The 22,774-nt window shown below is 57.5% G+C and carries 17 protein-coding genes and 1 tRNA gene; 2 read left to right on the top strand and 16 right to left on the bottom strand.

The window, feature by feature from the left end:
* From NQT62_RS14220 to NQT62_RS14205, 4 genes are all read right to left on the bottom strand, one after another.
* On the bottom strand, positions 1-3,075 hold the full coding sequence (locus tag NQT62_RS14220; protein WP_256765399.1) for an MdtB/MuxB family multidrug efflux RND transporter permease subunit: 3,075 nt from the start codon (positions 3,073-3,075) through the stop codon (positions 1-3).
* Between the two features lie 12 nt (positions 3,076-3,087).
* Positions 3,088-4,365, bottom strand: coding sequence for an MdtA/MuxA family multidrug efflux RND transporter periplasmic adaptor subunit (locus NQT62_RS14215; protein WP_256765398.1), 1,278 nt, complete (start codon positions 4,363-4,365; stop codon positions 3,088-3,090).
* A gap of 18 nt (positions 4,366-4,383) precedes the next feature.
* Positions 4,384-5,181, bottom strand: coding sequence for a DsbC family protein (locus tag NQT62_RS14210; RefSeq protein WP_256765397.1), 798 nt, complete (start codon positions 5,179-5,181; stop codon positions 4,384-4,386).
* Positions 5,182-5,246: 65 nt separating this feature from the next.
* Positions 5,247-6,485, bottom strand: a complete 1,239-nt coding sequence (locus NQT62_RS14205; protein WP_256765396.1) for an FAD-dependent monooxygenase — start codon at positions 6,483-6,485, stop codon at positions 5,247-5,249.
* Between the two features lie 153 nt (positions 6,486-6,638).
* Here NQT62_RS14205 and NQT62_RS14200 point away from each other — a divergent pair.
* Positions 6,639-6,714, top strand: a tRNA-Phe gene (locus NQT62_RS14200).
* Between the two features lie 22 nt (positions 6,715-6,736).
* Here the strand turns inward: NQT62_RS14200 and NQT62_RS14195 are convergent.
* The 12 genes from NQT62_RS14195 to NQT62_RS14140 all read right to left on the bottom strand — a co-directional run bounded on the left by NQT62_RS14195 (position 6,737) and on the right by NQT62_RS14140 (position 21,165).
* Positions 6,737-7,762 (bottom strand): hypothetical protein, encoded by a 1,026-nt coding sequence (locus NQT62_RS14195; protein WP_256765395.1) that lies wholly within the window; start codon positions 7,760-7,762, stop codon positions 6,737-6,739.
* Positions 7,763-7,861: 99 nt separating this feature from the next.
* Complete coding sequence (locus tag NQT62_RS14190) at positions 7,862-8,128, bottom strand: hypothetical protein (RefSeq protein ID WP_256765394.1); 267 nt, start codon at positions 8,126-8,128, stop codon at positions 7,862-7,864.
* Between the two features lie 54 nt (positions 8,129-8,182).
* Complete coding sequence (locus tag NQT62_RS14185; protein ID WP_256765393.1) at positions 8,183-9,664, bottom strand: pilus assembly protein TadG-related protein; 1,482 nt, start codon at positions 9,662-9,664, stop codon at positions 8,183-8,185.
* An 83-nt stretch (positions 9,665-9,747) separates the two neighbouring features.
* The gene (locus NQT62_RS14180) at positions 9,748-10,149 is read right to left on the bottom strand and encodes a response regulator (RefSeq protein ID WP_256765392.1); all 402 of its coding nucleotides are present in this window, start codon (positions 10,147-10,149) and stop codon (positions 9,748-9,750) included.
* 109 nt (positions 10,150-10,258) lie between these two features.
* Complete coding sequence (locus NQT62_RS14175) at positions 10,259-10,891, bottom strand: AAA family ATPase (protein WP_256765391.1); 633 nt, start codon at positions 10,889-10,891, stop codon at positions 10,259-10,261.
* A 41-nt stretch (positions 10,892-10,932) separates the two neighbouring features.
* On the bottom strand, positions 10,933-13,230 hold the full coding sequence (locus NQT62_RS14170; protein ID WP_256765390.1) for a penicillin acylase family protein: 2,298 nt from the start codon (positions 13,228-13,230) through the stop codon (positions 10,933-10,935).
* A gap of 18 nt (positions 13,231-13,248) precedes the next feature.
* Positions 13,249-13,383: a hypothetical protein gene (locus NQT62_RS14165; RefSeq protein WP_256765389.1), complete on the bottom strand. Its 135-nt coding sequence runs from the start codon at positions 13,381-13,383 to the stop codon at positions 13,249-13,251.
* 84 nt (positions 13,384-13,467) lie between these two features.
* The gene (locus NQT62_RS14160) at positions 13,468-14,265 is read right to left on the bottom strand and encodes a ParA family protein (RefSeq protein ID WP_256765388.1); all 798 of its coding nucleotides are present in this window, start codon (positions 14,263-14,265) and stop codon (positions 13,468-13,470) included.
* A gap of 172 nt (positions 14,266-14,437) precedes the next feature.
* Positions 14,438-16,231 (bottom strand): DUF1302 domain-containing protein, encoded by a 1,794-nt coding sequence (locus NQT62_RS14155; protein ID WP_256765387.1) that lies wholly within the window; start codon positions 16,229-16,231, stop codon positions 14,438-14,440.
* 232 nt (positions 16,232-16,463) lie between these two features.
* The gene (locus tag NQT62_RS14150; RefSeq protein WP_256765386.1) at positions 16,464-18,617 is read right to left on the bottom strand and encodes an alpha/beta hydrolase; all 2,154 of its coding nucleotides are present in this window, start codon (positions 18,615-18,617) and stop codon (positions 16,464-16,466) included.
* Positions 18,618-18,664: 47 nt separating this feature from the next.
* Complete coding sequence (locus NQT62_RS14145; RefSeq protein ID WP_256765385.1) at positions 18,665-19,762, bottom strand: hypothetical protein; 1,098 nt, start codon at positions 19,760-19,762, stop codon at positions 18,665-18,667.
* A gap of 230 nt (positions 19,763-19,992) precedes the next feature.
* Entirely contained in the window at positions 19,993-21,165 is a 1,173-nt protein-coding gene (locus NQT62_RS14140) for an NAD-dependent epimerase/dehydratase family protein (protein WP_256765384.1), read from the bottom strand.
* Between the two features lie 133 nt (positions 21,166-21,298).
* Between NQT62_RS14140 and NQT62_RS14135 the strand changes: the two genes are divergently transcribed.
* Entirely contained in the window at positions 21,299-22,735 is a 1,437-nt protein-coding gene (locus NQT62_RS14135) for a FecR family protein (RefSeq protein WP_256765383.1), read from the top strand.
* Positions 22,736-22,774: the final 39 nt, after the last annotated feature.

The raw sequence follows: 22,774 nt of genomic DNA, 5'->3' as shown, positions 1-22,774 counted from the left end.
TCAGCCCTCAACCCGCTCGCGTTTTGCCCAGCGATCCAGCGCCAGGTAAATCACTGGCGTGGTGTAGAGCGTGAGCAACTGGCTGAGCAACAAACCACCCACCAAGGCGTAGCCCAGTGGCTGACGCAATTCAGCCCCAAAGCCGGTGCCCAACATCAAGGGCACTGCGCCCAACAACGCGGCCATGGTGGTCATCAGAATGGGCCGGAAGCGCAGCAGGCAAGCTTGGTAGATGGCCTCCTCAGGCGACAGGCCTTCGTTGCGCTCAGCGTCCAGCGCAAAGTCGATCATCATGATGGCGTTTTTCTTGACGATGCCAATCAGCAAAATAATGCCGATGATGCCGATGATGTCCAGCCCGGAACCGGTGGCCCACAAGGCGAGCAATGCACCCACACCAGCGGAAGGCAGGGTGGACAAAATGGTGAGCGGGTGAATAAAACTTTCATACAGCACACCCAGCACAATGTAGACCGTGACCAAGGCGGCCAAGATCAACAACACGGTGTTGCTCAACGATGACTCAAAGGCTTTGGCCGCTCCTTGAAAACCTGTTTCAATCGACACCGGCAAACCCATGGATTGTTGAACAGACCGGATAACCTCGACCGCTTCACCCAGCGACACACCGGGTGCCAAGTTGAACGACACCGTGGCCGAGGGAAACTGGGCAATGTGGTTGATGGCCAGTGCAGTCGGGCGTTCTTCAATGCGGGCCACCGACGACAACGGCACTTGCGTATTGTTGGCACCGGGCACGTAAATGTTGGCCAATGCATCCAGGCCCTCATCCGGGTCCGTCTGCCGTTCCAGAATGACACGGTACTGGTTGGACTGTGTGAAGATGGTGGAGATGAGCCGTTGACCAAATGCGTTGTACAGCGCGTTGTCGATGGCCGACACGGTAACACCCAAACGCCCGGCTGCCACGCGGTCAATATTGACATAGGCCTGCAGACCTTGGTCTTGCAGGTCAGACGCCACATCGCGCAGTTGGGTTTGCTGCCGCAAAGCCTCCACCAAACGCGGCACCCAGTCACTCAAGGTATCCAGGCTTGGCGTGGTCAGGGTGAATTGGTATTGAGTGCGGGACACATTGCCTTCAATGGTGAGGTCTTGCACAGGCTGCATGTACAACTCAATACCCGACACGGATTTCACGGCATCGTTGATGCGCCGAATAATCGCCTCAACCCGATCGGTCCGCTCTTCCAGGGGTTTGAGTGCAATCTGAATGCGACCCGAGTTGAGTGTGGTGTTGGTGCCATCCACGCCGATGAAGGAGGTGAGGCTGAGCACCGCGGGGTCTTTCAGAATGACCTCTGCCAAGCGTTGTTGGCGTTCAGACATGGCCGCAAATGACACCGATTGCGGTGCCACGGTGATGCCCTGGATGATGCCTGTGTCCTGCACCGGAAAGAAGCCCTTGGGAATGAACACATACAACAGCACGGTGAGCAGCAGTGTGGCCAAAGCAGCCAGCAGGGTGGTGGTGCGGTGCTTCAACACCCACACCAGCCCCACGGAATAGCGCTCAATCAGACGGTCAAAGAATGCCCCGGTTTTTTTGTAGAAAGCACCTTGCTCGTTTTCAGGCGTGTGCTTGAGCAGACGGGCGCACATCATGGGTGTGAGGGTGAGCGACACCACGGCAGAAATGAGAATGGCAATGGTGAGGGTGATGGCAAATTCATGAAAGAGGCGACCCACCACATCGCCCATGAAGAGCAGCGGAATGAGCACCGCAATCAGCGACACAGTCAGCGACACAATCGTGAAACCGATTTGCTTGGCCCCCTTAAGCGCCGCTTCCATGGGCTGCATGCCCTCTTCCACATAGCGGGCGCAGTTTTCAATCATGACAATGGCATCGTCCACCACAAAACCGGTGGAAATCACCATGGCCATCAAGGTGAGGTTGTTCAACGAAAAACCGATTTGGTACATCACGGCAAACGTACCAATTAGCGACACCGGCACTGCCAAACTCGGAATGAGGGTGGCACTGGCACTGCGCAAAAACAGGAAGATGACCAAAATAACCAGGGCCACCGCAATCAGCAGTTCAATTTGCACATCAGCCACCGAGGCCCGAATGGTGTTGGTGCGGTCGCTCAGCACATCCACATTCACAGAAGACGGCAAGCCATCTTTGAGCTGTGGCAAGGCCTTTTTCACTTTCTCGGCCACATCAATCACATTGGCGCCCGGTTGGCGCTGAATATTCAGGATCACCGCTTCCTGCGTGTTGGCCCAAGCAGCCAGGCGGGCGTTTTCGGCACCATCCACCAAGGTCGCCACATCGGCCAGGCGCACCGGCGCACCGTTTTTGTAGGCAATCACCACCTGCCCGTACTCTTGGGCAGTTTTCAGTTGGTCGTTGGCATCAATGGTGGAGGCCCGCAGCGGGCCATCAAAGCCGCCTTTGGAAATGTTCACATTGGTGGCGCCAATGGCTGTGCGCAGGGCATCCATGGACAAACCCAGGCTGTTCAAGGCTTCGGTGTTGACCTGAATGCGAACAGCTGGGCGCTTGCCCCCCGCAATGCTCACCAAACCCACACCAGGAATTTGGGAAATTTTCATCGCCACCCGGGTTTCAACCAGGTCGTACATGCGCGTCACAGGCAGGGTGGGCGAGGTGACGGCCAGCGTGAGAATGGGTGCATCGGCCGGGTTGACCTTGCTGTACACCGGGGGCAACGGCAGGTCAGACGGCAACAGGTTGGACGCTGCATTGATGGCCGCCTGCACCTCTTGCTCTGCCACATCCAGACTCAAATTGAGGTCGAAGCGCAAGGTGATGACCGACGCCCCACCCGAGCTGCTGGAGGACATTTGCGACAGACCGGGCATTTGGCCGAATTGCCGTTCCAGCGGTGCTGTAATGGATGATGTAACCACCTCGGGGCTGGCACCGGGATACAAGGCTGTGACCTGAATCGTGGGGTAATCCACCTCGGGCAGAGCAGCCACTGGCAACAAGCGGTAGGCAATGAGGCCGACCAGCACAATGGCCAGCATGAGGAGCGAGGTGGCCACAGGCCGCAGAATGAAGAGGCGCGAGGGGTTCATGGTTGCCCCGCCTTACTGCTCGGGTTTGTGACCCTTGCCACGTTTTTGCTTGTTACCCGCCGAAGGCGTTGCAGCACCCGGCTTGATCACTTCGACTTTGGCACCGTCCTTGAGTTTGTCAGTGCCGTCGCTGACCACCTGGTCGCCGGGTTTGAGTTCACCCTCCACCGCGGTGTAGTCGCCCTCCACATAACCCAGCTTGACCGGCACCATGGACACTGTGTTGTTAGCCTGCACTTTGTACACAAAGTTGCCTTTGGAGCCCCGCAAAATGGCGCCGTTGTTGACCACCAAAGCCTGGGGCTGAACGCCCAACACCAGCCGGATATTTACAAACTGGTTGGGGAAGAGTGCCGTGTTCTTGTTGGGGAACTCGGCCCGCAACTTGAGCGTGCCAGTGGCGGGGTCAATCTGGTTATCAATGGTGACCAGCTTGCCTTGCGCCAAGGGGTTGCGAAACTCGCGGTCCCAAGCCTCGACATCCATGGGCTTGCCGTCTTGAAAGCGGGACACCACATTGGGCAGTTGGGCCTCGGAAACCGTGAACAACACGGTCATGGGATCGAGCTGCGCAATGCTGGTCAGGCCATTGGCGTCGGACGCCTTCACCTGATTGCCCGGGTCCACCTGACGCAAACCAATGCGGCCTGAAATGGGTGCGGTAATGCGGGTGTATTGCAATTGCAGTTGCGCATTGTCCAACTGGCCTTGGTCGGTTTGCACCGTACCTTCCAGTTGCCGAACCAAGGCAGCCTGCGTGTCCACCTGCTGTTTGGCGATCGAGTCTTGCGACAACAAATCCTGATAACGCTTCAGGTCAAGCCGAGCGTTCTCCAATTGGGCCTGGTCGCGCATCAACTGGCCTTTGACTTGCGCCACCTGCGCCTTGAACGACCGTGGGTCGATTTCGGCCAGCAACTGGCCTTCACGGACCATTTGCCCTTCTTTGAAATGCAGTTTGAGCAATTCACCATCCACGCGGGAGCGAACCGTCACCAAACTACGCGGTGTGGCTGTGCCTATGGCATTGACGAGAATGCGAACATCGCGTTGCTGAACTTCAAGGGCAGACACAGGTTGCGGGCGGTCCATACCGCCTGGCCCACCACCAAAACCCCCGGTCTTTCTGCTGGAACCAGGCTCACCCGATGAGCCCGGGTTGGAGCCTGCACTGCGGTGCGTTGCATACCACACGCCACCCCCAATCAAACCCAGCAATAGAATGGCCAGCGCCAGCCGGCCGATGGTTAAACGACGGCCCGAGCGTGGTGCTGCTTCACTGCGAGTCATGGTGCTGCCCAAGTTGATTTATTTGGGTCGGGATGCCAAAGCCACCCGACGATTCAGTTCCGACGCGGGAATGGCACCACTGGCGCGGGTTCCGTCCTGGAAGAAAATGGTGGGTGTGCCACTGACGCCCATGCTGCGGCCCAAGGCCACCAGGTCGTTGATGGGCGGATTGCAATCGGCCTTGCCGCTGGGGGCTTGATCATTCATCATCCAGTCGTCCCACATTTTGGCCTTGTTGTCTGCACACATCACCTTTTGAGCCTTGTCCAGGGAATCCTTACCCAGAACCGGAAACACAAAGGTGTACACCGTGGTGTCCTGCAGTTTGCTCAGGGCCTCTTTGCGGAAGCGTTTGCAATAACCACAGTTGGGGTCTTCAAACACGGCGATTTTGCGCGCACCGTTGCCATGCACGGTTTTCAATGCCAGGTTCACTGGCAGGTCTTTTTCAAAATTGATGGCATTGAGCTTGTCCATCTTGGCTTCGGTCAGGTTGCTCATGGACTTGCTCTCCATGAGATCCCCCAAAATCATGTGACTACCGCTGGCATTGGTGTACACAATTTTCTTGCTGCCACTGTGGTTCACCACCACTTCAAACAGTCCGTCGATGTAGTCCACCTTTTCCACCGACAGAACCTTGACGCCCGAGGCGCCCAAGGACTCATTCATGGCGGCGGTGATGCGGTCGACCTGGGCTTTGGTGGCCGGAGAGGCCTGGACCACGTTCATGGCCAGCACACCCATGGACAAAACAACAGCCGCGGCACTGCGTGACAGGATGCGCTGGTGAGAGGCGGAAAACAGTCGATTCATGATGATTGGATAAAGTCTGAGTGTTTTTAGGACCGCAGCAGCGGCAATTTGTTCAATTCCCGACATTAACGCATGGCCTGCTGAGACAACCAGCGTTTGAGCATGGGAATTTGGTTGACCAGTTGCATGCCCTTGTTGCGCACAAAGGCGGCACCCGGCAAATCCAGCCGGAACAAGGTGTGCAGACCATCGGTAATGATGTGAACGGGTGCACAAGCCGCTTTGCGGCGTCGCTCCCAGGCACGCCAGAGTTGTTCATCGGCCAAACCCAAACGCTGCACGGCCAATAAACGTTTACGTGACGATAATAATTGCGCCAGTTCTGCCACATCCTCCAGTCCCAAATTCAGGCCCTGCCCTGCCAAAGGATGCACCACATGGGCTGCATCGCCCATCAGCACAACCCCTTGGTCAAACCACACGGGTGCCACACCATGTTTGAGCGGAAAAGCGTAGGTTTTGCCACAGGCGATGAGGTCGCCATACAGGTTTTTGACCGCACCGCTGGACACATCAGTCACCCGGCGGGCCATGGCGTCGGCGGGCAGTTGGAGGAAGGCCTGAGACTCATGCAGGGGCATGGACCAGACCATGGACACATAAGGCCCTGGCAAGGGCAACATGGCCAGAATGGAGTCACCCACAAACCATTGGCGCGCGCAGCCGTGGTGCGGCTTTTCGATGGCGAACGTGGTAACCACCCCCTCTGCACTGTAATCGTCCAGTTCAAAGTCAAGCCCAGCCTGGCGACGTGTCTCGCTTTGGGCACCATCGGCCGCAATCAGCAAGCCAGTCCGCACGGTTTTCAGGTTGGAGACCACGGCCCAGGCGCCGTCACGCTCACGCGACAGCCCTTCCACTTTGGAATCGATCCACTCAATGGCGGGCTGGTAGCGCATGGCCGCAAACAGGGCGTCAAACAGGCTGCTTTGCTCGATGATCCAGGTCAGGGTGTCCACCCCCGTGTCGCTGGCGGAAAACCGCAACTCACCCTGGTTATCCCCGGAAGAGTCGCCCCAGATTTGCATGTCGGTGACGGGCTGCACCTTTTCACTGGGAATGTTGTCCCACACGCGCAGCTTGTCGAGTAGGCGCTGGCTGCGGTGAGACAGCGCAAACACCCGAGGGTCGAAGCGTTGGTCTGGGTTGGGCACAAACTGGGGTGGCTTGCGCCCCACCACCGCCACCTTGAAGCCCTGCGACGCCAACACCAGGGCAGCGACCAAACCCACCACGCCGCAGCCAATGATGGCCGCGTCGGGGTGTTGTACAAGCTGGGCAGTGGGGCTGGCCGGGGCAATCATGGTATTTGGCAACACGCGGCATGGCGTGCCGATCAACGAAACGTGAACATCGTACCGCGATTTTGCACGCCCGGTTTGCTTCTTGGAAAAGTTTCAGATAAACTTGCGGGCTTCGGTGATGGATGGCCTAGCCAACACACACCGGGAAAGCGTGGCCGAGTAGCTCAGTCGGTAGAGCAGAGGATTGAAAATCCTTGTGTCGGCAGTTCGATTCTGTCCTCGGCCACCACCCTCCTTTCCTTTCTGCTCACTCATTGCAGTTTTGAGCTTGAAAAACGCCCTTCTCCCAGCCTTCCCCCAAAAAATACTTCCAGCCTGAAGATCAGGGCCCAGTAATCGCTGATGTTGGGTTCAGTGGGCATGTGCCATTCGGGCACCACATCCAGAAAAATAAATTTCTTGTGGATGTCGCGCCGCCAATACGCCTGCAGCACATAGTCGAACACGCTTTTCTGGCGCGCTGTGTCTCCCAGGGCGATCACGGCATAGCGCAGCCCGGTTCGAGAATCCAGCACCTGGTTGTATTCCAGGCTTTGTGAAAAGGCGGTGGCATGACGCTCTTCCTGCCATTCGGCCTGCCCGACCAGGCGCACCGACTGCGCCTCGTTCAGCGGGTGGTTGAGGTCGTAGTACACCCGAGCCACGTAACCCCGTTTGTCAAAATAGGTCAGTCGGTTGAAGCTGTTGAGCTCCCACCGGTCTTCCTCATCCAACACGAAACGCCGCTGGCTGGTTACCCGCACATACGGGTCCAGGTTGGAGCGAACCCGCACACCCGCCCCCAAACTGTTTTTCCAGCGGCCCATGCCATCGCCGGTGCCGCGTTGCTCCAGACCCAAACCGGAATTGTTGCCTTCCAGTTGACGATCGAAAAACCGGTTTGCGCTGTTGGGACGATTGACGGTCTGACGGTCTAGCAGGTCGTCGGCCTCATTCTCGATCAGCAAACGGATGCGGCGTTTGGCAGTGGGCAAATCCAGCCGGAAACGCACGCTCAGGTCACTGGCGGAATTGCCCCGAGTGGTCACCAGCTCTTGTCGAATGCGCAAATACGACTGGTTGTCGACAAACAAGCTGTCGTCGGTGCCAAAAAACCGGTCAATACTGCGGGAGGTGCTGTCAACAAATTCGCTCAGGCCGTAATGAACTTCGCGAACACGGGGCTGCATCCAGTCCGGCAGGTCCGTGTCGACCTGTGTCGCATCCGGCGAAGGGCCAGGGGCGGAATTCTCATCGGCGGCGTGGGCGCCCTGGCCAGCCAGAAAGACGGCTGCCATCAACATTGCTTGAAGAGTACGCATCGCTTGGGGACATGTTGTGTTTTTGTTCGGGGTGCTGCGGTACTGCAAAAACAATGGCTGCGGGTTGAATTGCGGTCAACCCTTGATGATCCCTTTTTGAACAGGCAACCACCAGGTAAAGCCATACACCAATGTTTGAACGGTGATGCGGGCCGTGGATACCCCCGAATGGCGTAGGCGAGACATCGCCAATGGGATTTCCAGCACATGGGCCACAAAAATGAGGATGGCCAGCGTGTCAAGCCAAGGCAGATTCAACTGGAGGACGGGGGCCACAATGGCCAGTAACCAGAATGCGATGAGGCCACCTTGGAGGGCACGCCACAGGGCTGGGTTGCTCATGTCTCACATCTCGCTGTTTTTGTTGTTGAAGTTTCAGTGTAGCGCAAGCGATGCTCAGCGCGTTAAAACCGCCGTTGAAAAACAGTCCATGCCATTGATCTGAACAGTGACACGGTTGACGTCCAGACCGATCACATCCAGTGCGGTGTCCAAAGTGCTGCCGACCACGTTCAGCGCTGCCTTCAAAGGATTATTGATCAATAGAATAGGCAAGTTCAAACCCAATACATTCGCAGTCAAATTTGTTGACAGGGTATTCAAACCTTTTTGGGCCTCAAAACTGTACGAGCCAGACACAGTGGGGTCGGGATAGCCTGCAAACTCCACATTGCTAGCGCTCCCGCTGGCCAGGCTGGTGTTGACATTGGCCACTGTGGGAATGCTGAGACTTGCAGTTAGCGGTGTGGAATACAGGTCGGCTAATGTGGCCGAGTCCGATTGTGGAAGGCGGCATTCAATTCCTTTAACGTCCACCCGCCCGCCACCCGAGGTTGCAGTCAGGTCCATCAAATTGTTGATGGAGGTCGACACGGAAATTTGTTCGGTTTTCGCCGAGGCCAACACAGCGCCACTGTTCAGGCTTTTTTTCGCAACAAACATTTGGGGAGGACTCAGCACGGAAATCCGCAGCAGCGTGCCCATGTTCACTTGGATGACGCCAGCAGGAATACCGGTGGCGGCAGCCAAGGCGGTGGTGTAAGCAATATTGCCCAAGCTCACCGTGGCTCCGGTGAGATCCCCGGCCACTGCAGTGGAAGGCCCGGTGAGAATTTTGCTCATTTGGAACGTGACGTTGTTTAGCTCACCACCGTTTGGAATGCTCACATTTGGCGCACCGTTACCAGCCACATTCAACGCCGCTTTCAACACCTTTGCTGCCGTTACATTGGCATTCAGCAACGTGTCCAAATTCAAGGTATCGCCGGCCTGGAACACATTGAGTTTCGTGCCCAGTTGAAGCAAATCAATTTGCGCATCCGAGGTCAACAATTGCTGAAAACCCACCGCATTGAGGTTAAGGCGGGTACCCAACGCCGAAAACAGGGGCGATAACGCCGAACCCTGGGTATTCAGTGCCAGCAGATTGGTACCCACAATGCCACTGATGAATGGTGTCACCGTGGCCTCGGCGATGGCCTTGACGGGTTTGTTGGTGAGAAAAGCCGCGGGCACGGTTCGGGTTACCGTGACCAACACCGATTGCTGGCAACTGCCGGCCGACAACGCGCTGTTGGTGCCCTTGACCACACAGTTGATGGTGATCTGGTCAGAACCTGCTTTCAAACCATTTTTGGACGCGTAGTCCCGCGCAGCCTGAAAGCCATTGGCAGCGTCGTCGATCTGACTGGCGGCCACCTTGGCCGTGAGGTCGGCAATGCGTTGTACTTCTTCGCGCTCCCACACCACCTGCCCCACGCCGAACACACCAAAGGCGGCAATCGTCATGCCCAGAATGAAAAGCGCCAGCAAGTAGGTGGCGCCCGATTGATGGCGAACATGTCGGTTGCGGTTCAGCCGCGTTTCAAAAGCATGCATGGTGCAACTGCAGACAGGGAGTTAACCCGATTCTGCAACAATTGCTCACAAATCTGAACCCTAAAGAGAGGGGGATCCCCAAATTATTGTGAACTGGCCCGTTTACCGGCCGATTTAATGCGTGCAACCAAGGCTTTGGCCACGCAGGCAATCAACTCCATGGGCGAGGACATGCGCAACACCTGCGCATCGGCCCCGGCCTTCCGGAGTGCCACGCTGTCCATCCACTGATCGCGCTCCTGGATAAAAACCACACCCAGCGCTGGGTGTTTGTTGCGAAGTTGATCCAAGGCCTGCTGGGCACGGGCTGTTGCCGGCAAATCACACAGCATCACATCCACTGTGTTGCCTTGTTGCAAGTAAAGGTCTGCCGCTTGCAGCCCTTCACAGGCTGTAACGCGGGCAAACTGACCCGTGTCGAGCAGCTCCTGTTTCAACTGCTGTCGGCTTGATTGGTTGCGGTCCACCACCAGCACTGTTGTCATGACCCCCTCACGCATTGGTATTTGCCCGTTGTTTAGCAAAAACGGTGCCTGAGAATTTGGCCTGCCATGGCGCAAACAGGCCTTGTTTTGGTGCAGACGGTGCTTGAACCTACGCCGCGGTGCGTGCCAGCGCGTTTTTGACTTCGCGCCACAGTTCGGCCACTTCAGCAGCCGCCTTGGAGCTGGGCGCGGCTTCACTGACCGACAAACCGCGGCTGAGACTGGTGACGAAGTCGCTCCGCTCATGAACAATGGTTTTGAACACGGGCACGCGGGTGGCTTTCAATAACTCAAACACAATGTCGGGGTTCTTGCTGATGGGCGATGCGCCATTGATGACCCACGACACGCGTGCACCGGCCTCCTGCGCCCATTCCAGGGTGCTGGTGGCGCTGTGAATGTCCAGCGGACTGGGCTTGGTGGGAATCATGACCAAGTCGGCCTGCCCCAGCGACTCGCGTATCCATTTTTTGTCAGTCGGTGGCATGTCGAGAAACACGGTGTCGTAGCCCTCGTCTTCCAATTCGCCCAGGGTAAGAAACACGTCGACTGAATTGCCTTTCAGGACAGTGGGGTGCCCTCGATCCCGAAGACTGGCCCAAAACAGGCTAGAGCCCTGCGGATCGAGGTCCACCAACGCCACCTTGCGTTTGCCTTGCTGGGCGGCCTCAGTGGCCAGGTTTAATGACAATGTGGTTTTGCCGGCACCACCCTTGCGGCTGCTAACGATCACAGTCTTCATAAAAGCCCGTCCTGCTGGGGAATGAATGAGAAGGCGAACGCTTATTCTAGCGTGCCAAGGCGATGGGTAAAGAGGGTGTCCACCGTCTGCGGCAACAGGGGCATCTGGATGGTTTGTGCCGCTTGCCACAGGGGGATTTGGTCGACCAGCAACTGGCTACCCACCCAGCCGTCCTGACCACCCAAGAGCACGAAATGGTTGGCATCCGGGTGGGACAAACAGGACCAATGGCGGCTTTGCGAACCGTAACTGGTCTCATCAAAACCCGTGATCAGTCCATGGGCGTTTTTCATGAGTGTTTCACGCGAGCCAGAAGCCGGGAAGGAGCGTGCAGAAAATAGCTTGCCCAGAATGGGCAGATAACCCAACACATGGCGCGGTCGAATTTTGTGCAGGTTGCCCCACATTTGCCAACGCTGCGCCATGCGACATGCTTCGTCCACACAGGCGGGCACATGCTGCGCGCGCTCTGCCGAGGTGAGGGCCTGGAGATCCTCCATCAAGCCATCGGTGAGATAGGTCCATTCATGCATCAGGCTGGGAACGCTGTCTTTCAAACGCAGACGGGCCAGCAGACGAACCAGGGCAGTCAGCAAGAATTCCATTTGCAGGGCGGCCATGCTGTCCGCACTGTATTGACCATTCCAATGTGTGATTGCCTTGCACAGCACCAGGTGGTCGGTGCGGTGAAGGTGTGGGGCACAGTAGTCCGCCAGCTGACGGGCCAGCATGGCCGCCTTGGGTGAAGTAACGTCGCGCTGGATGGCCAGCAGCTCATCCGTGGACAAGCGGCCCTTGGCGTTGAGCAGCTGCTGGGCACGGGCAACTCGGTCATCCCCATTGAACAGAAAACCCAAGCCTGGTGCATCGGCAGGCCGATTGTTGGCCGATACCAAATAACCCGATGCTGGGTTGATGATTTGTGGAAAGTCGTTTGCACACCGACGATGCGACCAACTGGCTGTGGCCAAGTCGCTGCTCAGTACCCAGTCCTCTTCCGGAAAGCCATCCCGATGGGGCAAGGTGGCGGCCAGTACATGGCCGATGTTGCCATGCCGGTCTGCAGCCAGCACATTCAAAGGGGTTACGCCAACACCCGCCATGGCGGCATGCACCTGGCTCACGGTGTGAGCCCGCATGGTTTGCAAAAAGCTGGTGACTTCATCGGTGACCCAATGGCCAGCCCAACGCAAAGCCAGGGTTTCCTGACCAAACAGGCGACCCAACGCGGGGCAATCGGTCAGCACCGGGCCATGACGGGAGTGGCGCAAACGCCGACGCCTGGACCAGGAAAAACGCACACGAATGCGGGTATCGACATCCGTGCAGTGGGCCTGATCGTCGTCACTCAGGCGGACACAATCGGACGCTGCCGCGCGCAGATTGGTGCCGCCCCATGCCACATCGGGGTTCCGCCCAAGCCCCAACACGGGCACCCCCGGAAACATCAGCCCCACGCACTGATAAGACGGGCTGTGCAAGCCCACCAACATCCAGACATTGGGCAGGTGCTGACCCAAGTGGGGGTCGTTCATCAACAGTGGAAAGCCCGTGCTGGTTTTGTGGGCCGACAGGGCAAAGGCATTGCTACCCGAGCGCCCCAACTCGGACAGGAAGTCGGCCAGGCGCTGCGCCACAGTGGGTTGTGTAGCAGACTCGGGCAACTCAAAGCTGGTGAGCACACCGGCCCCCACTTGCCGCAGCTTGCGCCACCAGTGCACAAAATCATGGTTGTGGCGTTGTTCAATCAGGGAGAAGTAAATGGACCAATTGACATCGGCACCCGCCAGGCGCCCAAGCAGTAACACGTCCAGTGGGGTGTAGGGCTCAGGCCGAATACCCAGCAACTTTTCATCCACGCCGCGGGGGCGTTTGGTCTGCACAGCATTCAATCCCAGTACAAATTGCTCAACCCATTGCCGGCTGTCGGCAGGCATGGCCTGCCACATGGCGGGGGCGGCTTTGGCAAAGTCCAGCAAGCGGATTAGGTGGTCCATGTCCACAAAGCCCGACCCACCCATTTCCGACAGGCGCCCCTGCGCCAAACGCTTGAGAAACTGCAACTGCGGACCGCGCTGAAATTCGGTGATCAATCCGAGTGCGTAGGCCGCTTGCGCATCGGTTTGGGCTGTGACGTAGGGAACAAAATGATCGTTGAAGCGAATGACTGTGCCCGGCTCAAGGCTGAGGTTCAGCGCGTTGAATTGGTCCAGCCGCGCTTGCAATGACAAGGTTGGATACCGCACCGACAACCAGCCAAAGCGGCTGGCTGCATGGGCCAGCAAGCGGGCCACCGCCCTGAAGACGCGGCTGCGCGAAGGGCCCAGGGTTTTGAACACGGGGGAACGGTCGCGGTTTTAGCGCAACCCGTAGGAAATCAATTTGCCCAACCTGCGTTGAAACACGCGCTGCTGGCGCTGGCTACGGATGGATTGGACACGCAGGCCCAGTTGGCTGGCCAAAGTGTGAAGGTGTTGAATGGCTGCGCGCATGGCGATCACGTTGAGCTGAATAAGCCATCAGTGTGCCCCTGCCGCATGACAACCGCGTGACAGGGGCCTGCCATGGTGGACGGCTTATGCCGCCTTTCGACCGGCCTTGACCGCTGCGCGCTCAAGTTCTTCATGCATGGCAATAAATTCCTGCGCCAGTTTGTGGGTGGGCATGAAATGGATCATGGGCTGCGAGGCCTCGTGGCTTTCGCGAATTTTGACCGACGATGACAACGTGGTGGGCAACACGGGCAAACCTTCCTCGCGCAACTCGGCCACCAGCTTTTGCGGCAAGCTGGCTCGGGGCTGAAACTGGTTCACCACGATGCCTTCCAGGGCCAGGCCCGGGTTGTGGTCAGCCCGAATTTCGTTGAGAGAATCGAGCAGGTTGTACAGGGCCCGGCGTGAAAACTCGTCACAATCGAACGGCACCAGCACGCTGTTGGCGGCGATGAGCGCAGAGCGGGAGAAAAAATTCAGCGCTGGCGGGGTGTCGATGTAGATGCGGTCGTACCGTCCACCCAGCTCGTCCAGCGCCTCCCGCAGCTTGAAAATTTTGTAACGGCTTTCCAGCTTCACCTGCAACTCCTCCAGCGCGGGATGGCTGGCCAACACATCGAGGTTTTCGTACGGTGTTTCGCTGATGAATTCACTGGCTTGCTTGGGTCGAATCTTGAAGTTCAAGGCCTGGTCAAACAGGTCGGCCAGGGTGTATTCCAGCGCCTCACCCCCCTGCCCGGTGATGTACTGGGTGCTATTGCCCTGGGGGTCCAGGTCGATCAAGAGGGTTTTAAGACCCGCATTGGCCGCAATGGCAGCCAGGTTGGCCGTGATGGTGGACTTGCCCACGCCACCTTTTTGGTTGAATACCACGCGACGCATGCGCCTGCTCCTCAATGTGATTGCTGGGTGTGATTTTCACTAATGTATCAAGTTTTTACAGGATCGTGCAGTGCAGCATTGCTGATGCTGTTGGGAAAGCAGCTGGCGTAAAAAAACCCGGCCAAGGCCGGGTTTGAGGTCACAGCCCGTGGGCTGCGAAGTTCTGTGGTTTTTAGAAAGAGTAGGAGGCAGACAAGCTGATGAAGTCGCGGTCGCGGAACACGTCATAAGCGGCCGAATTCACAAACTTGACGTAGTTAATGGAGGCCTTCGTGTTTGCATCAAACTCAAAGCCCAATCCCAAGCCCAGCGCCTGCCGGCCCTCATTGAAGGCTTGACCGGGTTCGGGCGACCAGCCGTCGACGTCATGCGCCCACGAAATTTGCGGGAACAGGTCGATGGAGCCGAGGGCATCGCGGTACTCGCCAGTCAAACGGGCACGGTAGCCCCAGGCAAAGTCAGTGACAAAGCCGCCGGAAGACACCGCATCAGGCGCAGACAAACTGCCGTTGGCCGTACCGAATACGGGGCTACGTCCGTACCTTGCCCCAGCAATACCACCGGCACCAGCGACGCCTTTTGCCTCAGGCAGGCCCGATACAAAGGTTGCTCCCACCTCAGCCAGGAACAAGTAGCGGCTGGCACCCAAGACCCGATCAAACTGTTTGATCACCGAACTTTGGATTTGGGTGACGTCGAATGTGTCGAAACCGCTGACCTTTTGACCAGCAGCGGCTGCGTTATACCGCTGACCAAAATAAGAGGCGCTTCCGTAACCGGCGTTCAATACGGAAAGCAACAGATCGGCGGTGTTCAACTGCAGCGGCACGTCTTTCGAGTATGTCACTTCCCCCGACCAAGCCCAGGAGCCCACATTGGTTGCAAAACTCAAACCAAAAACGCCGATGTCTTCCGGATACTCCAGCAGGTACTTTGCAGAAAACGGGCTGGCTGTGGTTTGCTTGACCGCGCTGATAATCGGCAAACGGCTGTGGTATTGGGTGTAGTAGGCGCCAAATTCTGCGCCCAAATCGGTAGAGTACTTTCTCAAGGCCACACCAAATTGGCCGCTGTTTTTGGGCTGAACGTCCAGTGTCCGGAATACGCCCACACCACCAGTCAATGCGGCGTTGGAGTCAGGCCCCACCGATACAAAGTTACAACCATCCCCTGCGATATCGTTGGAGGCAAAGTAGGTACCACAGCCTTCCGTCACGGTTTTGCGCCACTTCAGCTGATAAAACGCTTCCAGGCTGGTGGTGTCATTCAGGCCAAGGTTGAAGTAGAGATGCTCCGACGGGGTGAAGGCTTCCTTCAGGTCAACACCAGGGCGTCGCAATGCTGACAAATCCAGGGTGTTGATGCCGCTCAGCGGGCTGAAGATCAGCGTACTTTCACCCCACCCGATCACTTGACGGCCCAGGCGGACCGACAACGGCATGCCATTGATGTCCGTGTTTTTGTATCCGTAGGCGTCCAGCACATCAATGCCATCAAAGCGGCTGTAGGGGTTGAAACTACTGTCGTTCAGCTCGGTGTTGGGAATGTATCCATTGGGTGCATGGCCTTTGGCCACTGCACGATTATTCAGGGCATCGTCATAAAACCACTTCACCCGGGTAAAAAAGCCGTAGTCATCCGCCTTTTTCAATTCAAATTCGTGAATGCCCTTAATCACCGTCGAGAAACGGTCTCCGGCATCGTAGTTCAGGTTGCCGTCATCGGTTGTTGTACTGGCACCCCGACCACCCATGCCGTTGTTTGCGCCAATCAACCGGGGTTCGCGCCCCTCCACCCGCCAGGAACTGCCCACACTCACCGTGGAGTTCACCGTCAAGTCATAGTCACCAACTTGATAATTTTCCGCATGCGCCGGCAAAGCCGCTGCGGTTAGAAGACCCACTGCAATCATGCTGCGCACAGACGCACTGGTACGAGAACGCGAAAAAGACGCGAGTTTGGACATGTCACCTCCGTTGCACGCCCTTGGGGGCGCTGTTTTTAATCATTTTTAGAGTCATTGAACTGCCGCCATGCGCTGGTTCCTCCAAACCAGTGCGTTAGAGGCAATGTTCTAAAAATGTATCACCGGAATAAACAATGTGGGAAGCACTTAAAAACTTTGCCCCGGTGCAGTGGTGAATTCACTACAACACCAGGGCAAGATTGCAAAATAATGTAAGAAACTACCGATGCAATTACTTCAGGACTGGAAGGTTCAGGCTACCTTTCAAAGCCACCACGGGCGACAAGCCGTCCCGGGAACCGGTTCCCAAGTATTGGGGGTGATAGCCATACACCAGCAGGCCCAGCTTTTCACCGTCGGCCAGGCGCTCGGCCACGCCGTTCAATTCCACATGGCGCTTGCCAAAACCGCGGATGGGAGTGACCTGGTCATCAATGAGTCGCCAAGCACCATTGCGGTTGACGCCCAGCCCCACAAACAACATGGGGTCACAACCCGGGTCCAGCCCCAGCAGACCGATCGGTGAGGTATTGATACCCGTGTTCAACTGGCTGCAGGCTGGGTTCATCAGGGGCGCCGCTGGTGGTGCAATCTCCAGGGTCCCGGTGGTGATACCGGCCAGGGTGTTCACACCGGCGGGCAAATCGATCGGGAATACAGCCGGTGCAAAGGGGTACCGCAACAGCCCGCCAGCCGAGCTCAACAGCACCGACGTGGGATCGGCCCCTGGCGTGAAGTCGATGGTCACTGGCGCAATGGCTGACTTGGTGTTGCCGCCTTTCATGCTTGGGCCGTTGGCTGCAAAGAAGACGTTCTCATCCACCCACACCGACGAATTCGGGCTGGCCTGGCTGGCGCCCACATCGTCAGTCAGGCTGACGCAAATTTTGCCTTTGTTGGCAACCAGTTCAGCAAAGCCTTTGTTGTTGGCCACTTTGGCAATGGCCTGCGCTTCGCTGGGGGTGAACAACTTTTCCACCAGGAAGGCGAACTGGGCATCCTGAATGCTGAGTGCGCCGCATGCAAATGGGCCTGCCGGTTTCTGGAATTCAATCTCGTTCAAGCCATTTTGCGTACCCTGGGCAGCCAGGTCGGCCAGGCCGGGCACCATGGACGGCGACAGGGGCAGGATGTGTCCGCTTTGGTGGGTCAATAGCCGAACGTCGGCCGCTTTGCCCTTGCTGTCTTTCAATTGGCGATAACACTGCACATTGTGCCAGGCGTCATTGAAGTTAAAGAGCGTGTCGCGGAAACCTTGGGTAAAGAGCACGTCCACCGCGGGTGGCGTTTTGGGTGCCAGGCCGGCGGTCACTGTTTGTTGCAGGAAGGTTTGCGCGCCAGGAACTTCGGAATCGCACCAGTAGCTTGGGCTGTGATACCGGAAGAACGCCTTGGCCCCTTCCGGGAAACGGTTGGCCAGCGAGCCGCGCAACAGGGTTTCGCGAATCAGCATGTCCTGCCCGCTGGTTTGCAGGGCTTGCACCTGCCCGGCTTGCAGTTTGGGCTGAAGCGAACCACTTTCACCCCCCGCCACCAGCAACAAGGCCCAGCCCGACTTGACCGTGCCAAGGGGCGTGATTTCGCCCTCCGCGGGCTTGAAGTCTTTGATGCCATAAGCACCGCCGGGATTCAAACTGTAGCGCAGGTCGTTCCAGGTGATGTCCGGTGTCATGGCATCCAGCCGCTGCTTGGGGTCGATGTTGTTGATCAACAACTGATAACCACCCCCATAGCTGCCGCCGGTTGAACCCAAGACCAGGTTCAGCTTTTTGTTGCCCACCGGTTTGTCGTTGGCATAGCGCAGCCAGTCTAGGTGGGTTTCCGCCCAATCCAGAATCTGCAACAGGTCTTGCCCTTCAAAGTCAGGGTCCATCACTCGAACGGTGCCGCCACTGTCACCAAACCCGCGCTGGTCGATGCTGATCACGCCGGAACCGGCGTCCACCAGGCGCTTGAGCAAACCGGACGCGGTGGTTTCGCGGCTACCACCATAACCATGACCATGCAGCACCAGTGGATTGCCCTGTTTGCAATTGAAGGACGCCGGTTCGAACACCGTGAATGCGATGTTGTAGCCACTGGCCGATTGCAGGTTCACACTGAAGGTGCCGCCGCCAGCGCGTGGACTGTCCGCATTTTGACTACACGCTGGGGCCTCAAATTCACGGTTGGTACCGGCAAAGTCGGTGTTGGCCGAGTTGGCCGTCAACACCACAGGCACCGGATTGGGATTGGGATTCGGATTTTCAGTTGGCGTGGTGGGCGTGCCGCTGCCTGATGGATCACTGCCCAGCAATGCGCTGTCGCCGCCACCCAGGCAGCCGGTGAGGGAAATGCAAAGCAGGCCTGTGGACAGGCCAATGCCCAAGCGTGAAGGGTACTTCATGGTGATGTCTCCGGAGTGTGCCCTGTTGATTCGGGCTTCTGGCATTGTTACTGCCCGATGACAAACTCTGGATTCAGGGCGCTATCGTGGTCACTGACCGTCCTGAAGAACAGGGACATCAAGCCACCTTGCATGGAAGCCGCAGACCGGGGACTACCATTGAATTGCGCCTCATCAGCCCTGTTCATGATCTCGGCTAGATTCTGAATTTGGGCTGCGCGCCTGAATTTTTCAATCACTGCCTGGTCTTTTTTGGGGTCGGCCCAGTGTTTGCCATCTCGCGGAATGAGGCTGCGCAACAAAATAACAAGACCAGGATTCCACTGGCGCGCCTCGTACACCAGCATTTCATCATTGCTGTGGGCTTCGCGAAGCAGCCCCCAACCCTCTACATCGCGATGAGTGCTGTCGATTGTCCGCGTTGGGGCACCGAGCTGTGAACGGTCCCATGCCTCATCGCGAAACGGACCGGTTGTTGGATGAATGTCGTGCATCACGGCCGCTGAAATTCGGCAATCCATGCTCGGGTCGACATGACTGCCACTGGCGACATCGATCAAGTCATCCAGCGTGTCGAGTTTGATGGACTCCGTGCCTGGCCCCTCCAGCAAAGACCATGGCATACCCATGCGTTGCCGATGGTCAACCCACGCCTTGAAAGCCGACGGTGACAACAAGTTCAGGGGCAATACCGCCAACAAAGCCCGTGCGGCCAACTGGGGCGACGTAAACTCAAGTTGCGGCAACTCCTGAAGAAGTGACTGACTGGCGTGGTTTAGTTCAATCAGGTTGTCCTCCAACACCTTGAACCGATATTGGGCTTCCCGAGTGGTTTGGTACCGCGGTATCTTTGCCGACAGGCAAGCGCTGTCAATATTGACCGGATGGTTGTCGTACCTGAATATTTTCTCGTCTATTTTGCTGCGCAAGTCCATGCCGATTTTTTGCCCCAGCCCGTTTAAACCGGCAATACAAAAACGGGTGTTGATGAGGGTTTCCACCAGCGCAATCGAGTATTCCTGCTTGTTCACCGAGGAGGCCTTGATGCCACCTGTGTCCAGAAGGTGGTAGCGCATCTTTCCATTCAGATGACAGGGCAGTGGCAGCGGAACTGGGTCCAGGTTGCCGGGAACTGCGGGCGACATCTGCGGCCGCCACAACCTCGACACAGTACCGATAAACCTTGCCATCGGTCGCTGGGGATTTTCCCCCCTCTCAGGTACCGGGGGTGGTGCGCCTCGGGATGGGGCGCGACGATTACAAAAGGACATCAGTTGGCGAAACGGCATGGTGAGCACCCAGAAAATGCCCGATGGATTGAAGGGGCAGCACACCTTGAGTTGCCGTTTGAGGCATTGGGTTCAAGTCAAATTGTTTAAATCTGGTGATAGGCCCTGAACCAGTCCACGAACTGCTGAACACCGTCGCTCAGGGCGGTGTTGGGTCGAAAGGATGTGGCCCGTTGCAACGCCGTGGTGTCTGCACAGCTCTGGCTTTTTTCCAGGATGGGGCCCGTGATGAATTCTTTCACCGCACGGGTGTTCAGCGCGTTTTCCAGGGCCGCGATAAGCTCTTCAATCGAGACCGGCTGATTGTTGCCAATATTCAGCACTCGCCAGGGGGCGCTGCTGGTGGCCTGGTTGGGCATTTCAGTGAGCCAGGCAGGGTCTGGCTCAGCCGGTGTGTCACTGGCGCGAACCACCCCTTCCACCAAATCGGTGATGTAGGTGAAATCGCGGGTGTTGCTACCGTCGTTGTAAATCTGAATGGGTTTGCCTTCCAGGATTTTTTTGGCGAAGGCAAACAAGACCGAATCGGGTCGCCCCCAAGGGCCATACACGGAGAAAAAGCGCAACCCGGTGGTCGGCAGTTTGAACTGGTGGCTGTAAGAATGGGCCAACAATTCACAGGCACGCTGGGTGGCCGCATCCAGCCGCTGCGGGTGATTGGCGCTGTCGCGCTCACTCATGGGTTTCTGAAAACCCGCACCGTACACGGCATGGCTACTGGCATACGTTAAATGTTGAATGCGAAAATGGCGGCAAGCCTCCAGCAAAGCCACAAATGCGGTGATGTTGTTTTGCACGCAATCTTGCGGGCTGGAATTGCTCAGGTATTTGTCGGTTTGCCCAGCCAGGTGAATCACCCGTTGTACCTTGTAAGTCTCCAGCGTCTCCATCAGTTCCGGCCCCACACACAAGTCCGCTTTCACACTGTGGTACTTTGCGCCAGTCCGCTTGGCCACCTCATCCAGCATGGCCAGGCGCTCGCGTTTCAGACGGGTGTCGTAATGGGTATTCAGGCTGTCAAAACCAATGACTTTGTCGCCCCGTTCCAGCAAAGCCTTGGCGGTGTGAAAGCCGATGAAACCCGCATGACCCGTGATCAGCACGGTTTGCTTTTGATCAGCCTGCTTGATGCCTTTGGGATCGATCTCCTGCAATTCCGCCATGTCCTGGGTTGGGGTCACCAAAGGCCCGGTGGCTGCTGTCGTTTTTAATCCACCTTGGCCGGGGATTGCATCCCGGTGCTCATTGCGAATACCCATCGTGATTCCGCTAATTGGGGGATAAACAGCACCCCTATTTGGACAATTGATTTGAAAAGCTTTCTGCACACTAGGCTGATCATCTTGCGCAAGCACATGAAAAATCAACCGATTTCAAACAGGAGGCCCTCGAATGGCTGCACCCACCGCACTGATTAAAGATTTGGAAGGCGAAGTTAGCGTTACCCGAAACGGGGAAGTTGTCAACTTGAAAGCGGGCGACGCGCTGTTGCCCGGCGATGTGGTTAAGACAGGCTCCACAGGCCGGTTGGCGCTGGAATTTCCTGGCCTGGCTGGACAAGTGGCTGCCGCTGGCATCATGACTGCCAACGGCAAAATTACCCTGGGCGAACAGGAAGGCCCCAACGGCCCCCAAATGGTTGTGAGCGAGGACGGGGATTGCTTTGAATTCACGACCGAAGTCGCCGAGAACTCGGCAGCCATGGAAGCCGACGGGGGCATGGGCCTGTTTGGTGCGCTGGCTGGCGCGGGCGGCGGCGGTGCACTGGGTCTTGGTGCCCTGGCAGCCGGTGCATTTGTGGCCGGTGGCGGCAGCGATGGCGGCGACTCCGGCAGCAACCTCAGCACATCGGGCTCGGGTGGCAACGGCGGCAGTGGCTTGGGCGGCGGGCTCAACAGCGGCGAATTTTCAAGCCAGGACAGCCCACAAAGCCTGCAGGAATTTGCCAACCAGAACCTGACCCAAGAGAACCTGCAGACTTCCCTGCTCGACCCAATCACAACCGCAGGACAGAACAGCGCCAGCGACCCAGCCTCAACCCCGGACAACCTGTCGACCGGTGTACAAGACAGCGGGATGGGTGGTGCAGAAAACCTGCATGACCTGTTGGTGGCAGCCACTGGCCCTGGCACCCCTCAAGCGGACGTGGTGAATCAACTGGTTGACGGCCTGGATGCTACACCGCTGGGTGAGCCGCTGGCCCCCGTCACCCATGAATTGCAAAGCCTGGTGAACACGGACATTGGTCTGAACACCCTGCTGGATGCGGCACCGCTGGATGGACTGACATCGGGTGGGCTGGTCACGTCCGTGGTGAACACCGCCAGCGAACTGTTAAGCCCCGTGGCTCAACAAGTGGAGCCTGTGGGCATGGTTCTGGACCAATTGGGTTCAGTCGCCCCGCAAGTCGACACTGTGCTGGACGGTTTGGTTGGCCAATTGACTCAAGGCCTGGAAACCGTGTTGTCCGGCGGTTCTTCCAGCGGCACACCCGATTTGAGCACCGTGCTGAGCCAATTGAACCCGGATGGACTGCCTGCTGTTGATGGGTTGCCATCGGGGGACCTGCTGTCGGCTGGCTTGCCCACCGGCGATGCACTGCCCACCAGCGGTTTGCCCACTGAATTGGCACCGCTGGCCGGACAGGTGGAAGGCTTGCTCGGTGGAGCCGACACATTGACGAACGCGCTGCAAGGCGCGTCTTCACCTGCAGGCGGCGGTGGCGGTGAAATCATCAACACAGTGACCAGTGGGATTTCTTCTGGTGCCGATGCGTTGGGACACAGCGGTTTGCCGATAGACCCCACCCACCTCAATACCGGTATTTGATCAGCCAGTATTGATTGCATGAATAAAGAGGCTCACTGG

This window comes from Limnobacter humi (assembly GCF_024518835.1).
GTDB lineage: Bacteria > Pseudomonadota > Gammaproteobacteria > Burkholderiales > Burkholderiaceae_B > Limnobacter > Limnobacter humi.
Note: the sequence above shows the minus strand (reverse complement) of the source record. Positions and strands in the feature narration are given on the sequence as shown.